This is a genomic window from Maribacter sp. PR1, from assembly GCF_028464145.1.
Taxonomy (GTDB): Bacteria; Bacteroidota; Bacteroidia; order Flavobacteriales; family Flavobacteriaceae; genus Maribacter.
Genome location: NZ_JAQPCG010000006.1, coordinates 219,734 through 235,966 on the forward strand (window position 1 = coordinate 219,734; position 16,233 = coordinate 235,966).

General features: G+C 33.7%; 16 protein-coding genes. 15 read left to right on the plus strand and 1 reads right to left on the minus strand.

Annotated features, from left to right (window positions below; translation table 11 throughout):
* Positions 1-32 precede the first annotated feature (32 nt).
* From PP182_RS13755 to PP182_RS13825, 15 genes are all read left to right on the plus strand, one after another.
* A complete protein-coding gene (locus PP182_RS13755; protein ID WP_272651841.1) occupies positions 33-440 on the plus strand; it encodes a sugar 3,4-ketoisomerase in 408 nt (135 codons plus the stop codon).
* Entirely contained in the window at positions 437-850 is a 414-nt protein-coding gene (locus tag PP182_RS13760; protein ID WP_272651842.1) for a sugar 3,4-ketoisomerase, read from the plus strand. The genes PP182_RS13755 and PP182_RS13760 overlap by 4 nt, the downstream gene beginning before the upstream one ends.
* The gene (locus tag PP182_RS13765) at positions 840-1,682 is read left to right on the plus strand and encodes a formyltransferase family protein (RefSeq protein ID WP_272651843.1); all 843 of its coding nucleotides are present in this window, start codon (positions 840-842) and stop codon (positions 1,680-1,682) included. Before PP182_RS13760 ends, PP182_RS13765 begins: the two co-directional genes overlap by 11 nt.
* Positions 1,675-2,667, plus strand: coding sequence for a GNAT family N-acetyltransferase (locus tag PP182_RS13770; protein WP_272651844.1), 993 nt, complete (start codon positions 1,675-1,677; stop codon positions 2,665-2,667). The genes PP182_RS13765 and PP182_RS13770 overlap by 8 nt, the downstream gene beginning before the upstream one ends.
* Positions 2,668-2,733: 66 nt before the next feature.
* Positions 2,734-3,300: a GNAT family N-acetyltransferase gene (locus PP182_RS13775; RefSeq protein ID WP_272651845.1), complete on the plus strand. Its 567-nt coding sequence runs from the start codon at positions 2,734-2,736 to the stop codon at positions 3,298-3,300.
* Between the two features lie 263 nt (positions 3,301-3,563).
* Positions 3,564-3,779 carry an acyl carrier protein gene (locus PP182_RS13780; protein ID WP_272651846.1) on the plus strand — a complete coding sequence of 72 codons (216 nt, stop codon included), beginning with the start codon at positions 3,564-3,566 and terminating at the stop codon, positions 3,777-3,779.
* Positions 3,780-3,912: 133 nt separating this feature from the next.
* A complete protein-coding gene (locus PP182_RS13785; RefSeq protein ID WP_272651847.1) occupies positions 3,913-5,016 on the plus strand; it encodes a DegT/DnrJ/EryC1/StrS family aminotransferase in 1,104 nt (367 codons plus the stop codon).
* Positions 5,009-6,508 (plus strand): O-antigen translocase, encoded by a 1,500-nt coding sequence (locus tag PP182_RS13790; RefSeq protein WP_272651848.1) that lies wholly within the window; start codon positions 5,009-5,011, stop codon positions 6,506-6,508. The genes PP182_RS13785 and PP182_RS13790 overlap by 8 nt, the downstream gene beginning before the upstream one ends.
* 46 nt (positions 6,509-6,554) lie before the next feature.
* Positions 6,555-7,808, plus strand: coding sequence for a glycosyltransferase (locus tag PP182_RS13795; protein ID WP_272651849.1), 1,254 nt, complete (start codon positions 6,555-6,557; stop codon positions 7,806-7,808).
* A 12-nt stretch (positions 7,809-7,820) separates the two neighbouring features.
* A complete protein-coding gene (locus PP182_RS13800) occupies positions 7,821-8,846 on the plus strand; it encodes a glycosyltransferase (protein WP_272651850.1) in 1,026 nt (341 codons plus the stop codon).
* Between the two features lie 33 nt (positions 8,847-8,879).
* Complete coding sequence (locus PP182_RS13805) at positions 8,880-10,019, plus strand: EpsG family protein (protein ID WP_272651851.1); 1,140 nt, start codon at positions 8,880-8,882, stop codon at positions 10,017-10,019.
* Between the two features lie 169 nt (positions 10,020-10,188).
* The gene (locus PP182_RS13810; RefSeq protein ID WP_272651852.1) at positions 10,189-11,484 is read left to right on the plus strand and encodes a glycosyltransferase family 4 protein; all 1,296 of its coding nucleotides are present in this window, start codon (positions 10,189-10,191) and stop codon (positions 11,482-11,484) included.
* Positions 11,465-12,160, plus strand: a complete 696-nt coding sequence (locus PP182_RS13815; RefSeq protein WP_272651853.1) for an acyltransferase — start codon at positions 11,465-11,467, stop codon at positions 12,158-12,160. Before PP182_RS13810 ends, PP182_RS13815 begins: the two co-directional genes overlap by 20 nt.
* Before the next feature lie 19 nt (positions 12,161-12,179).
* Positions 12,180-13,079, plus strand: coding sequence for an SDR family oxidoreductase (locus PP182_RS13820; protein WP_272651854.1), 900 nt, complete (start codon positions 12,180-12,182; stop codon positions 13,077-13,079).
* A 3-nt stretch (positions 13,080-13,082) separates the two neighbouring features.
* Positions 13,083-14,165: a DUF1972 domain-containing protein gene (locus PP182_RS13825; protein WP_272651855.1), complete on the plus strand. Its 1,083-nt coding sequence runs from the start codon at positions 13,083-13,085 to the stop codon at positions 14,163-14,165.
* A gap of 163 nt (positions 14,166-14,328) precedes the next feature.
* Here the strand turns inward: PP182_RS13825 and PP182_RS13830 are convergent, their stop codons facing one another.
* Positions 14,329-15,855, minus strand: coding sequence for a glycosyl hydrolase family 28-related protein (locus PP182_RS13830; RefSeq protein ID WP_272651856.1), 1,527 nt, complete (start codon positions 15,853-15,855; stop codon positions 14,329-14,331).
* Positions 15,856-16,233 lie beyond the last annotated feature (378 nt).

The window sequence follows — 16,233 nt, forward strand, 5'->3', positions numbered from 1 at the left end:
ATGTTTGATTCTTTCAATATATATTGTCCAAAATGATGATCCATAAACCAAAAATTATTGAGCTTCCAAAAATTTTGGATGACCGTGGAAATTTAAGTCTCTTTGAAAATGACGGTCATATCCCTTTTAGCATCAAACGAACCTATTGGATATATGATGTTCCCGGTGGTGCCATTAGGGGAAGTCATGCTTTTAAAAAATCTAACGAATTTATAATCGCTCTATCGGGAAGTTTTGATGTCATTTTAAATGATGGGCAAAGTGAAATTACCCATAATTTGAATCGATCATATTATGGCCTTTTTGTTCCCAAGGGAATTTGGCGTTACATGGAAAATTTTGCAACCAATAGCGTAGCCTTACTCGTTTCGGATACCGTTTTTGATGAAGACGATTATATAAGAGATAAAGATGAATTTCTAAGATTAAAGTCTAAATGAAGAAAAAAACTGTATTTGAATGCTCCTTAATAGAACTTCCAAAAATTAAAAATAGAGCAGGAAATATAACTCCAGTAGAAAATAACATTGAAATACCATTTGAGACCAAAAGAATATTTTATCTCTATGATATTCCAGGTGGAATAAGCAGAGGAGCTCACGCACATATAAACTGCCACCAATTTTTAATTGCCGCTTCAGGTAGTTTTGAGGTTGAATTAGACGACGGAAAAGTAAAAAAAACCGTGATGCTAAATCAACCATATAGAGGTTTACATATACCTCCGGGTATTTGGGCGTCTGAAATTAATTTCTCATCAGGAGCAATTTGCTTGGTCTTAGCCTCTCACAAATATGACCCAACGGATTACATTAGGGATTATGATTCCTTCTTAGAATATGCAAGATAATAAAATTGGATTTGCCGGAAAAGGATGGGGAGCTGTAGCTGCTGTAAAAAGTCTAAAACAATTTTATAATTTAGAGTGCCTTTCCACTGATGGTAATGTTATTGATTTACTATCAGATCAAAGTAATTTAGTTAACTCCTTTGACGAATTTACCTGTAATCTTATCATATGTGCCGGATATGAGCCTTTGATCGAGGAAAAACTGTTGTCCAGGTATAAAATAATCAATATTCATTATTCGTTATTGCCTAAATATCGGGGATGGCATTCCACTGCTTGGGCAATTATGAATGGGGAAAATAAACTAGGGCTATCAATTTTTGAAATGAATCAATTTATGGACGATGGACCCATAATTCACCAAAAGAAGTTTGTAAACGATAATACCTCCTCGGCTACACATTACATGGGACTTATGAATACCTATATTGAGGAAAATTTGGGTCAGATAATTAATAAATACAGTATCGGAGAAATAACTTCCAAACCACAAGATAAGAGCAAAGCAAGTTGGGTAGGCAAAAGGAGCCAAACACACAACCTTATTAATTTTAATAATGGTTTTGAACACTGCAAGCGATTGTTTAGGGTTTTACAATTTCCTTATCCACTTCCTCAAATTAGATATCGGAAAGAATACTATACCGTTGGAAAAGTAGTTTTTCATAAATCTGATGTCCAGACAGATATCGGTAGAATTTTGAACGTAGATAGCGATGGTGTTTGGGTAAAATCTCTGGATGGCTATATTATCATGAATGATATCGAAGATGTTATGGGTAATTGCATAAATAATAATACTTTTAAATTAGGAAGTTTTATAAATGATTGAAGTAAGAAAATATTTAGCCAGCGATAAAGATGCTTGGGATACATTCATTGATTGTTCAAAAAATTCTACTTTTTTGTTCAAAAGAGATTTTATGGACTATCACAAACATAAGTTTGATGATTTTTCCGTGGTGGTTTTTGACCAACATAAACTAATAGCAGCACTACCAGCACATTCAATTGATAGTCAGACTATTGCCTCTCATCTAGGGCTGAGTTATGGTAGCCTTATTTTACAAAAAGACGAAAAATTACAAAGGATACTTTTAATTATTTTTGAATTATTGAAATTTTTAAGATCTCTTGAAATTCATAAAATTATATTCCAAGAATTCCATCAATTTTATAACACTATTCCTTCGGATGAAGTTGTTTATGGTCTTCATTTACTAAAGGCGGAGCTCAATTTGAGACAAATAGTATCCGTTATTAATTTGCAGGATAGAATTAGCTATACCAAGAACAGAAGGAGAAATCGTAATAAGGCCTTACAATTGGGAATTATGGTAAAGGAAGTTTCTGAGTTTGATGAGTATTGGAATGAAATTTTAATTCCAAATCTGAAAGAACGATACAATGCATATCCTACCCATACTCTTCAAGAAATAACACAATTACATGATTCGTTCCCAGAAAATATTCGCCAATTTAATGCTTATTTAAATGGCAAAATCATCGCCGGTACCACTATTTTTGAATCACGAAATGTTGCTAGGGTACAGTATAACTCAGCCAATCAACTTGGAAAACAATCTGGCGCCTCAGATTTACTATATTCGGAACTTATTGAATCAGTTTTTAAGCATAAAAACTATTTTGATTTTGGAACGTCCTTTGATTCTGACTGTATGAACTTTGAATTGTTGAATTGGAAAGAAACATTTGGAGCAAGGGCGTTTTCTGTAGATACTTACGAAATTAAAACTGAAAATTACCAATTATTAATGAATTATTTACCAACCGAAAGCGTAATGGAAAGTCTATAAAAACTTAATTATTTTTGAATTCATATTAAGTATTACAAAAATAAAAAGCCACTCAAAACAATAATAATGAAAAATAGAAAAGAGATTATTGATGGAATTTTGCCCACAGAGGCGTACAATAGCTATTTCCGTCTGGTAGAAATGGAGGATGCGGAATTCATACTTTCTCTAAGGAACAATGAAAAACTTGCGAAACATATCAATCCTACAAGTACCGATATGGAGGAGCAGATTAACTGGTTGAAAGAATATAAAAACAGGGAAAAGAATGGTAAGGATTTCTACATAATTAATTTAAAGAAGGATGGGAAAACCCGATTGGGCTTAAATAGAATTTACAATGTGGAAGGCGACACCTTTGAGTTCGGAAGCTGGTTGTATAGTCCCGAAGCTGGGCCCAATGATGCCGTTTTGGGCGAATTGTTTACAAAAGGTTTAGCATTTGAGGAATTAGGCTTTAACTTATGTAAAATGGAAACTAAGAAAAAAAATACACGAGTTTTGTGGTATGCTAAATCTTACAAGCCTAAATTTACTGGGGAAGATGAATTTAATCATTATTTTGAATCGGACTACGAGAATTTTAAGGCACATCGTGAAAAATATTTAAAATTATTTAATGTAAAACCATAAGTTATCGAACGCTAAATTCTCGCCTAATTAGTATTTACTAATTATTTTATCCAGACAATTCTTGGTTTTTTATATAAAATTATTGAAAAAAATAAATTGGTTAGAACATAATTCAAAAACTTGCGTTATTAAAATGTTGATGAATTATTTTAGCCAAGTAAATTAATCAATAAAGTTATTAATTGACAATAACTATCGAACCCCCTAAATTTTTAATAGTTACAAATAAAACAAATTGTAGTAAAAAATATTAATAAATGCTTATGGAAAATTACCTACCAACCATGAAGGAGTTTTTGGAAGTGGATAGTATAGAACTAGAAAATGAGCTTTCATCATTTGACAATTGGGATTCAATGACTGTTCTTATGATAATCGATTTTAGTTCAACTGAATATGGAATTATACTATCTGCTGATGAAATTGAAAACTCACATACTGTTCTAGGGCTTAAAAAGTTAATTGAATCCAAGTTATAATTGCACATTCAACTTTGATATAGTTCTTTCAGACCTTTTTTGAAATTCATAATATTTTTTGAATATCTCAAATATAGCAGACCCGTAAACAATAAAACATCTAACATTTCCCTTAAACCTTAAGAAAACTAACGTGATAAAATTTTTAGATCTTCAAAAAATTAACGCCCATTACGCAAAAGGGCTTAAAGAGGCTGCAAATAGAGTCATTGATTCCGGATGGTACTTAATGGGTAAAGAATTGGAGACTTTCGAAAGCAACTATAATAATTTTTGTGGAAGCGGACATACTTTAGGTGTGGCAAATGGATTGGACGCCTTGCGCTTAATCTTTAAAGGGTATATGGAGCTTGGAATTATGCAAGAAGGAGATGAGGTCATAGTTCCAGCGAATACCTATATCGCTTCAGTCTTGGCCATTACGGACAACAATCTAATTCCTGTTTTTGTGGAGCCAAATATCAAAACCTATAATTTAGATGCTACCAAAATAGAGGCTGTAATTACGAAAAAAACAAAAGCGGTATTAACCGTTCATTTATACGGTCAGATTTCTATTGATCAACAAATGTTGGATATATGTGCAAAGCATAATTTGAAACTGATAGAGGATGGAGCGCAATCTCACGGCGCGAAATGGAACAATAAAATTTCAGGAGCTATTGGTGATGCGGCAGGACATAGTTTCTATCCAGGCAAGAACTTGGGTGCATTGGGAGATGCGGGAGCATTAACTACGAAGGACGAACAATTATTTCAAACCACAAAGGCACTTGCCAATTATGGGTCGCATAAAAAATATGAGAATCTATATCAAGGGTTAAATTCCAGACTAGATGAAATTCAAGCGGCTTTTTTGAACGTAAAATTAAAGCATATACAAGCGGATATTGAAGGTAGAAGAAAAGTAGCCAATCGCTATCTGAAAAAAATTAATAACCCGTTGATTATGCTACCAGAAGTAGTAGATGAAGAAGGGCATGTTTGGCATTTATTTGTGGTTCGAACAGAGAATAGGGATAAACTCCAGAGTTATCTACAAAAGAATGATATTCAAATTATAATTCATTACCCAATCCCTCCGCACAAGCAAGAAGCTTACAAGGAATTTAATTCCTTATCCTTCCCTATTACTGAGCAAATACACAAACAAGTGCTGAGTTTACCAATTAGTGCTTTCATGACCGATGAGGAAATCAACATGGTTATTGAATCACTTAATAGTTACAATGGCTAAGGAAGAAGTCTCGAACGAAAATAATAGTTATAGACAAATTATGAAGGCCACCTCCATTTTTGGAGGGGTCCAGGTATTTAATATTGTTATTTCCATTCTGCGTTCTAAAATTATTGCCCTTTTACTTGGTCCCTCAGGGATGGGAATAGCGGGCTTGCTCACCTCCACAACAACTTTTATTGGTTCTCTTACTAATTTCGGTTTAGGAATATCATCGGTAAAGGATATTGCAGCAGCCTATGGCAGTGGTGATGAATTGGAAATTGCGAAGGTTATTACCGTGGTTAGACGTTTAGTGTGGTTTACCGGACTTTTGGGTTCCATTGTTACATTTTTTCTTGCACCTTGGCTTAGTGATTTATCGTTTGGAAATGCAGAATACTCGTTCGCGTTTAGGTGGCTCTCTATCACACTTTTATTTACCCAGTTAACTAGTGGTCAATATGTTTTATTGCAGGGCTTACGCAGGCTAAATTATTTGGCAAAAGCAAATATGTTAGGTTCTGCTTTTGGCCTACTAGTTTCCGCACCGTTATATTATTATTATCAAATAGATGGCATTGTTCCGGCCATTATACTAACAACTATAATAACTCTTGTTGTAACAAAGTACTTTTCTGGCAAAATTAAAATAGCTAAAGTTGATGTGTCTATAGAAGATACAAAGTTACGTGGCAAAGGGATGATGATTATGGGGTTTATGCTAAGCCTAAGCGGGATTATGGTAGTTGGAGCATCATATGTTATTAGGATTTTCATTAGTAATACAGGAGGTATAGAGGATGTTGGTTTATTCAGTGCTGGTTTTGCCATTATAAATACGTATGTAGGCTTGGTCTTTACAGCCATGTCCACAGATTATTATCCCCGTCTTTCAGGCGTAGCCCATAATAATGCCAAGGCAAGGATAATGATTAATCAACAAGCGGATATTGCCATTTTAATACTTTCCCCGGTACTTGTGGTGTTCCTGATATTTATTAATTGGATCGTTATTTTACTTTATTCTACCAAATTCGCGCCAATAGACACCATGTTGCATTGGATGGCCTTGGGAATGTACTTTAAAGCAGCAAGTTGGTCCATTGCCTTTATTTTATTGGCCAAAGGAGCTTCAAAATTATTCTTTTGGAATGAATTAGCTTCTAATATCTACGGACTAGGATTAAATTTATTGGGATACCATTTAATGGGGCTAGAGGGTTTGGGTATTTCATTTTTGATTAACTATGTTCTTTATTTTATTCAGGTTTTACTTTTATCCAAGTATAAATATAAGTTCGAGTTTAGTCCTGAGTTTTATAAAATATTTATACTCCAATTTTCGTTAGCCTTAATATGTTTTGGCATTATTAAATTTGTGGTTACCCCATGGGCTTATCTATGTGGGCTTCCATTTATAATTGTCTCTTCATGGTATTCTTTTAAAGAATTGGATAAAAGAATTGATATCAAGAGTATCATCTCAAAATTTATTAAAAAAGGAAAATGAGCCATTACTCAGTTTGTCACCTGCCAAACAATTAATAAGAAAAAAAATGAGATACTTACTAGTTTATGAGCACTTGGACCGTGGCGGAATTGAAACGTTAATTGTTCGCATGGGCAACTGGTTGGTCAACAATGATCATGAGGTCCTCTTATATGTTGAAAAAGATGGTGATATGTCCGCTCTTTTGGATTCACGTGTTCAACTGGTCATACCTAAAAATAAGTATTCTATTATTTTCAATCCGAAACAGGTGTTGGCCCTAGTCGGTAACCCACAGATAGATTGTGTCTACACATTTGGCCCAAAATCTTGTTTAATTGGTGGGATTCTATATTCAAAACTTGAAAACAGGGAAAATATAAATTTCTTTTCCGGTATTTACCATTCTAGGGAATTTAATACAGGGGGGGATATAAATTCAAAGGGGCGGCTCTATTTAAATTATTTTAAAAACTATCTCAAAAAAGGTACCCGTGTTTTCATGTCAAAGGAAACGGTTGAGGGAATTGAGAGTACCGCGCAAAAAACTTTTAATGACCCTATAATATGGCCTTTAGCCATCAATTTACCTGAGAAATCGTATAACGGAAAACCGAAAAGTTTAAAGATTGTATCCATTGGAAGGTACGTACCGTTTAAAAGCTATAATTTGTATATGTTTGAGGTAGTGAAAGAGCTTATCGGTAAAGGGTTGGATGTAACTTGGGAGGTTTATGGGCATGGTGGCCTAAAAGACAGAATGTTAGCGTTGGCCGCACAAAAAGAATATGAGGGTAGTATTAAGGTACATGGTGGTATTGCATATGATAAAATTCCAGAAGTCCTCAAAGATACCTTTGTATTTCATGGAATGGGAACGGCTTTGCTAGAGGCTGGTTCCTATGGGGTACCCTGTATTCCTGCCATTGCCTATAATGATAAGCCAAATTCATATGGTTATCTGTATGACATCCCCTATTACACATGCGGGGATCATTTAGGATATGATCCTGGCCAACCTATTGTTGGTTTGATTGAAAAATTATATCATCTAAACGAAAATGACTTTAATGAACACCGTCAAAAAACAAAAGAATATGTTGCAGAGTATGGTATGGACGCCTTAATGGCAAAGTTCATAACATTTACGGAAAGAACAGATATAGGTATTAAAATTAAGGAATACCCTAAACACTTGGCTTATTTATATGTGTTGCTAAATTCCTATTATAATTTTCGAAAAAAAATGGCCATACGCAGTAGATTCAAACACTTCAAAAATCTATTCTCAAAACAATCAAAGGGATTATCCAACTCATAATATTCTATAAAAATGCCAAAAGTTAGCGTTATTGTTCCCATTTATAATGTTGAAAAATATCTGGATAGATGTTTAAATTCACTTTTGAACCAAACGTTACAGGATATAGAGATTATTTTGGTAGATGACGGATCACCTGATAACTGTCCATCACTCTGTGATGCCTATGCCCTAAAAGATTCAAGAATAAAAGTAATCCATAAAGAAAATGCAGGATTAGGATTTGCAAGAAATTCCGGATTGGAAATTGCAACTGGGGATTTTGTAGCATTTGTTGATTCTGACGATTATGTGGACGTAAACATGTACCAAAAACTTTACAAAACGGCATTGGATAATTCTTTGGATACTGTTTATTGTGGCCTTAATAATGTAGATGCGGAGTTGAACATAATACCTATTAGCGAGGTATCGGAATTTACTCTTTTTGATACCCCTGAAAAAATTCAACAGGTCCTATTGGATATGATTGCCACAGAACCCTCCAGTAAGGTAGAACGAAAATATAGGATGTCCGTATGGCATGCTATTTATTCCAGAAAAATAATTGTAAAGAACAATATTAAATTCTGGTCCGAGCGTGAGTATTTGTCGGAGGATATAATTTTTGATATCGATTATTTATCCAATGCAACGAGAATTGCCATTATTCCAGATTCCTTTTACTACTATTGCTTTAATGAAGATTCCTTGACCAAGAGCTTTAGGGCGGATCGTCTTGAAAAGCAAAAAAAATTATATGAGGCCATTCTAGTTAGGCTAAATGAATTGGGGTATGATAGTAGTATTTATAAAGATAGAATTGATAAATTTTTTATTGGCTATATAAAATTTAATTTGGGGAATATTGCGAGATCTAATATTGGATATCCAAAGAAATATAAGCTGGTCAAAGAAATTTGTAGTGACCCGATTTGGGAACGTCTTGCAAGCTATCCAATAAAGGAAGTGCCTTTAAAGCAGCAACTGATCCTTCTATTAATAAGAACCAAACAAGCAAGATCAATATTAGCACTCTATAAGCTATTTAGAGGATAAAGCAGAAAATTAGATAATAATTTAACTAATAAAATGTTACAAAGCTTCGTTGTTTATGGGGGGTTAATGTTAATCATGATTTTCTTAGGTGCAAGATATACATACACCTATAATAACGGCATGACCCAAAAAGAACCTTTCTGGCAATTAGAAATAATGACCACCATTTTGGTATTTGCATTTATCTGTGGTATAAGATATGATGTTGGTGTAGACTATCCTACTTATTTAAAAACCATAAAATATGTGAATAATCATCCATTTGTAAGCTCTCTAACTGATTACGAAATCGGCTTTGTATGGATTCTTAAGTTTTTTGCAAATCTAAATGCTCATTTCGCATGGGTATTTGGCTTCTTTGCTTTTTTACAGCTGTTTTTTATCTATTATGCATTTAAAAAGGAGCGCTATTTATATCCTTTTTTGGCATTTATTATCATGACCGGGGGTTTGTATTTCACCATGATGAATGAAATACGCCAAAGCGTAGTCTGGTGTATTTTAATATTGGCTGTTCAATTTGCCAATAGAAAGAATATTTTAATTTATTTCTCCTTAATGCTTGTAGGGCTAATATTTCATAAGTCCGCAATAATGTTTATTCCATTGTATTTCATCCTAAATTCAGATAAAGATTTCTTTAAAAGTATTAAACTTCAGATACTATTATTGTTTTCCGTAATGGCTTTAGCTGAAGTAAATGTTTGGGACGCTCTTATGGATCAAATCACCTTTTTAATTGAAATTTTCAATTATGGAGACAGGTATGGAGATTTGGCTTCCCGAATGGAGATTTGGCAAATGGATTATAGTAAGGGAATAAGATATTATGGCCCATTTGTAATCTACTTTTTGATAATTATTCATAGCAAGAAACTTAAAACATACTTCAAAAAGACTACGTTTATAAAATATTATAATCTATTTTTTATTGGAGTCCTATTGTTCTTTATCACCTATACAAATACTTTAATGCAAAGACCTGCAAGGTATTTTATAGTAATGCAGTTGGTGATTTCAGCATATTTCCTTTATTATTTTTGGTATAAACACCAAAAAACTATAATGAATATTTTGCTTTTAATAATGTTTATCTTGCTTCACCTTGCAATATTATTTGCGTTTCTAAAATCTGACCATGCAACAAACTATTTATTTTTCTGGGAAAACTAAACTAATAGAATCCACTAGGTTAAATGGAAAAATCAGCTTTATAAAAAATTAATTTGTCATTGTTTAAAGCAATGAATTTCTATGAAACGTTATTTGAAAGTAAAATCCATTAATTCAAGATTTATTTTGTGATTCTAAATTTTCTCCAGAATTTGTAAAATTAGTAAACATGAAAATTGTAATTGTTCATTATAGGTATTATCATGGTAGCGGTCCAGAAACTTATTTATTCAATGTAAAGCGTCTCTTTGAAAATAATGGACATACTGTCATTCCATTTTCAGCCTCTTATCCAAATAATGAACCAAGTCCATATTCTGAATACTTTTATAAACCTATTGTTGACAAATTTCATTTAAATGAAAACAAAAATAGTATTTCGGTAACTGACCAAATAAAAATTGTAAAAAATAGCTTTTATAATAAGGACGTTTTTAAAAAATTAACTGGATTATTAAATGATGAAAGGCCCGATGTGGTATACGTCCTTCAATATGGGACAAAATTGTCTACTTCCATTTTTGATGCGGCTTATTCACTAAACATACCAGTCGTCTTAAGGTTAAGTGATTTTAATCTCGTATGTGCCAAAAATACTTTTTTTAATAAGGGACAAATTTGTACTAAATGTATTGACAATAGATTCAACTCCGTAATGGACAAGTGTGTTCATGACAGTTTAACTCAATCATTCGTATATTTTCTCATTCAAAAGTTCAATCATATACGTCATTTTCAAAATAAAATAGATGCTTTTATAGTACCTTCTGTTAATACTATGAACTTAATAAAGAAAACCGATCAATTTAAACACGGTAATTTTTATCATGTTCCTACTTTTATTAGCAAAGAAGAAGACCAACGTTTTCTCAATAAAAAAAAATCAAGCTTGAATGCTGGCATTAGACTATGCTATTTAGGTAGAGTGAGCGAAGATAAAGGTTTGGATATACTTATAAATGCAATGATAAATTGCATAAAGAAAGGCATTAAAGTTGAATTAGATATAATTGGTGATTTTAATTCTGATTTTGGATTTAACCTGAAAAAGGAGGTAGATAGATTTGGTTCCAAACAGATTAAATTTTTAGGTGTTATAGACTCTAATGAAGTTAATATCACATTAAGAAACTATCATTTTTCCGTAGTTCCATCAAAATGGTATGATAATATGCCAAATTCTTTGATTGAAAGCTCCTTGGAAGGAGTACCCGTAATAGTTTCCAAGATAGGAAGTTTAGAAGAACTTATACAGAATGGCTATAATGGCTTTACTTTTGAGCATTTAAGTTCTAAAAGTTTAGAAGCTACAATTATTTCACTAGTTGACTTAGGGGAAAAAGAATACTATAAGGTTTCGGAAAACTGCATAAAGTGGATACGGGAATACTGTGACAAAGAAAAGCACTTAAAAAGATTACTAAAAATCTTTAAAAGAGTTATCAATGAAAAAACTAGTAAATAAGGTAATCACTTCGCTTGGCAGAGATGGCTACCAACTTGATAAATCAATAAGTTCCTATCATCTTATTGGTATTCTTTTTTCAAAAGGTATTCAGGCGGTTAGGGGAGTATTTTTAAAACCATTTTTAAAGGAGTCTAAGGGATTAATTTTTTTAGGGAAAAATGTAAAAATTACCGCAAAATCAAAAATTTCATTTGGACGAACCATAATTATTGGCAATAATGTTTTTATTAACGCGTTGTGCAAAGAAGGTTTAATGTTTGGAAATAATGTGTCGGTCGGCGATAACACGATTATCGAATGCACGGGTGTAATAAGTCATTTAGGCCAAGGCATTAAAGTAGGTAATAATGTTGGTTTTGCTCAAAATTGTTTTATTCAAGTAAGAGGCAAGGTTGTGATAGGAAATAATGTGATTTTTGGTCCAAATAGTTCAGTATTTTCTGAAAATCATAATTTTTCAAGTTTAGATGTGCCAATTAACATGCAGGGTGTAAATAGAAAAGGTGTGGTTATAGAAGATGGGGTTTGGATTGCGAGTGGCGCTAAAATTTTAGACGGAGTAATTGTCGGCAAAAACAGTATAGTAGCTGCCGGAGCTGTAATCAATAAGGACGTCCCCCCCAATTCTATAGTGGGTGGAATTCCTGGGAAAATATTGAAGTATAGAAATTAATAAATATTTAAATATAAACATGAAAAAAAGAATTTACATCGCTGGAAGTGGCGGTATGTTAGGAGAAGCCTTTTATACCCAATTTAAGGATCAGTACGACATTAAGTGTTCCGATAAGGACGTAAACGAAACCTGGCTTTCCTATTTGGATTTTCGTGATTTTAATGCCTATAAAAAAGAGGTGGAAGAATTTAAACCTGATTATTTATTTCATTTAGGCGCCTATACCGATTTGGAATTTTGTGAGGAACATGTAGATGATACCTATGCTACCAATACCATGGCCGTTGAAAACGCTGTGTATTTGGCCAATGCCATGGATATTCCGTTGTTATATATAAGCACGGCGGGTATTTTTGATGGAAAACAAGATCTCTACGATGATTGGGATTTACCAAACCCGTTAGGCGTTTACGCGCGTTCTAAATATATGGGAGAACGCTTTGTTTGCGAAAATGCAAAGCGCTTTGTGATTTGCCGTGCCGGCTGGATGATGGGCTCCGGTCCCAAAAAGGACAAGAAGTTTATTCAAAAGTTAATGAAGCAATTGAAAGACGGTAAAAAAGAGCTATTCATTGTAAACGATAAGGACGGTACACCTACCTATACCCACGATTTCGCAAAAACCGTAAAAAACTTGATTGAAAAAGAGTATTGGGGGCTTTACAATTGTGTATGCGGAGGTGAAACAAGTAGATTGGAAGTAGCAGAAGAGTTGGTTAAATTATTAAAATTGGAAGATGAAATTAAAATTACCTCTGTAAGTTCGGACCACTTTAAGGACGTCTATTATGCGGAACGCCCCCCCTCCGAGCGTTTGATAACCAAAAAACTAGACCTTAGAGGAGTCAATGAAATGCGCGATTGGCGTATTGCCCTTAAGGAATACATTGAGAATTATTATCAAGATTACATATAATCAATGACAAAAAAAAAGAAGGTTGCTATAATAGGGTCCGTAGGTTTGCCCGCCAATTATGGCGGGTTCGAGACCATGGTTTTCTATTTGACCAAAGAAAAGGGTGATGAATTTGATATTACCGTTTTCTGTGAAAACGTACCTAAAGAGCAACGTATTCAAAAATATCATGGATGCACCCTACGGTATTTACCTTTTAAGGCAAATGGGGCCCAAAGCATCGTTTATGACGTAAGCGCCATTTTTTTAAGTTGGTTCAAGTATGATACATTATTGATTCTTGGAACTCCGGGTTGCCTTGTTCTGCCTTTTCTAAATATTTTTAGAAAAACAAAAACGGTCATCAATTTTGGTGGCTTGGAATGGAAACGGGACAAATGGGGGGCATTTGGGAAGTGGTACCTAAAACTAACCGAAAAAATTGCTGTTAATCAGGCAACCGTTATGGTTGCCGATAATCAACATTTCATTGATTATGTCCATCAGGAATACAGTAAACCAAGTCTTTTAATAGAGTATGGAGGGGACCATACATCAGCAAAAGAAAAAAATACTTCGCTTATTGCAAAATATCCATTTTTAACTGTTGATTATGACGTAAGTGTTTCTAGGGCGCAAGTAGATAATAATTTGCATCTGGTACTGGAGGCTTACACCCAGTTACCACAAAGAAATCTAGTATTGGTTTCCAACTATGACAAGTTTGAATACGGTAGGGAACTAAAAATAAAATATGCGGGTTATCCAAACATTTACATGCAAGATGCGGTTTATGACCTTCATGAATTGGATGTCATACGGAGCAACGCACAACTTTATATCCATAGCCATACGTTTTGTGGCACGGCACCTTCTTTGGTGGAGGCTATGAACTTAAATTTGCCTATTATGGCTTTTAACGTACCTACCAATCATTTTACTACGGAGGAGAAAGCATTTTATTTTTCAGATGCTAAGGACTTAGTAGAAATCCTTAAAAACATTTCCCAAAATGGACTGAATAAAAATGCCGAAAGTATGAAAGCAATTGCTGAAGGAAGATATACCTGGGCCTTAATTGCAAATAAATATGCAAAACTTTTTTAGGAAAAGGTGATTTTCTTCTGCATTCCATACTATTTAGCCTTTTAAGGAGATAATTTAATATTACTTCCTTAAAAGGCTAAAGTTTATTTACCTATTCCAAAATTGAAGAATCGCCTCGCTTTTTCATTGTCACCAGTTGACAATTTTAGCATAATTGCAGATATTAATCAGGACAAGAATTATTGTTTTGGCTTACGTTTGTAGAGCCTTTTATATCTATACACATATAACCGTACCACGTAATAATGTTATTGCTTATTACAGTTCCACTATTATTGGTTATGGCAATAGCATCTTGACCTCCTCCTTCTGCATCTTCCTCACCAGTCCAAGTTTTACCTTGAGAAACACTTGGTACTCCACCCCATTTGGTACTTATGGTATTTTTATCAACAACACAATTAGTACAATTGACCAAACCAATACCTTCATTTTCAACATAAAGACTATTTCCACGAACAGTTACATTTTTATTTATACCGTAATTCACTCCAATACCATTGTTTATTTTATACAAAACATTATCCTCTATTAGAATATTCTGATGAATAGCTGCTGGTTCATCAGGTTTACCTATTAATATGCCGTGCGAATATCCTTTGTTTTTTATTGTATTTCTACGGATATTCAAATGGTTATGACTGCCTCTATAAAAGGCTATAGGCTCCGACCAATGATGGCCATCCATAAAATTATCATCAATATTGATATACTCAGTGTTACCGTAAGTCTGTATTTGACAATCTGAATTGGTTAGTTTGTTATTAGTAAAATCTCCGTGAGTGGCATTTTTAATCTGAATATTATTGTACCAAGAATTTCTGCCTGTAAAATTGTCTACAGTAAAGTAGTTGCAGTTATCAATGAGTAAATTAGCAACACCCTTCTCTGCTGTACCTACTACATTATTCCAGTTACCGTCAATTACCAAATTTCTTATTTCCCAGTTATCGGCATCTTTAACCAACAAGATTGTACCCCAACTTAAAACTGGATCAGGAGGAATGGTAATAACGGAGTTTTCCCCTTCACCGATTAAAATGGTGTTTCCATACATTTTTAACCTGTTCTCGCTTTGCTTTCTAACAAGATACGTGCCAGAAGGAACAAAAATAACTGAGGGGTCGGAAGGGGTTCCAGAATTTTTTGCGGCGTCAAAAGCAGCTTGTAAAGCAACTCTATCGTCCGAAACTCCATCACCTTTTGCTCCAAAATCCCTAACATTCAAATCAAAGGTAATATCATTGGTAATAACCTTTACATTACCCGTATCCGTGGTTACTGACTCATCTTCATTTACAACTTCTGTGGTGTAGTCAAAAGTATCGGTTACAGGTCCGGTTTCTTCATTATTAGTACTTCCCTCGTCAACATTGGTGGTAGTTGGGGTGTACGTTAAGGTGTTGTCATCATTTATTTGGATAGTACCATTTTCAGGTTCAGAGGTGTTAGTTATCGTTACCTGAGCCTGATCATCAATGATATCGTTGGTTAAAACATCCAATACCACACTGGATCCTGGACGAACATAATAATTATCATCAACAATATATTGAGCGTATAACACCTGCTCGTCATCCGTAATTACATATTCAGAAAGAAGATCCGCATCTTTAGAACAGGAAAAGCAAAAAACTAAAAGGGTTCCCAAAAGTAATTGGGCTGGTGGGGACAAAAAGAATCTTTTCATAAGTGGGATTGTAGGTTAAGATTTAATATTCAAAATGTAAAATAGACATATGGGTTTGTCAAAAATATTTCGAAATTTTATAAAATCGATAGGATTAATGATTTATTCGATGAACTACATAATTGGTAACGTAGCTTATACGAAAGTTATGGTCTAGACGGATGTCTAAATATTTTTTTTTCGACAAACTACCTATTTCTTTAACATTCTTTTAATATTATGGTAGATAGTTATACTTCTAGAACAAAAGTTGTAATTCTCTATAGGATAGGATTAATTTTAAATTTCCCAACTATTGTGTAGATGATTAAAACGAGGTATGGCTTTTTATATTATATGACAGAATAACAAGATTACGAGAGGTAGTTAAGGGGGTTG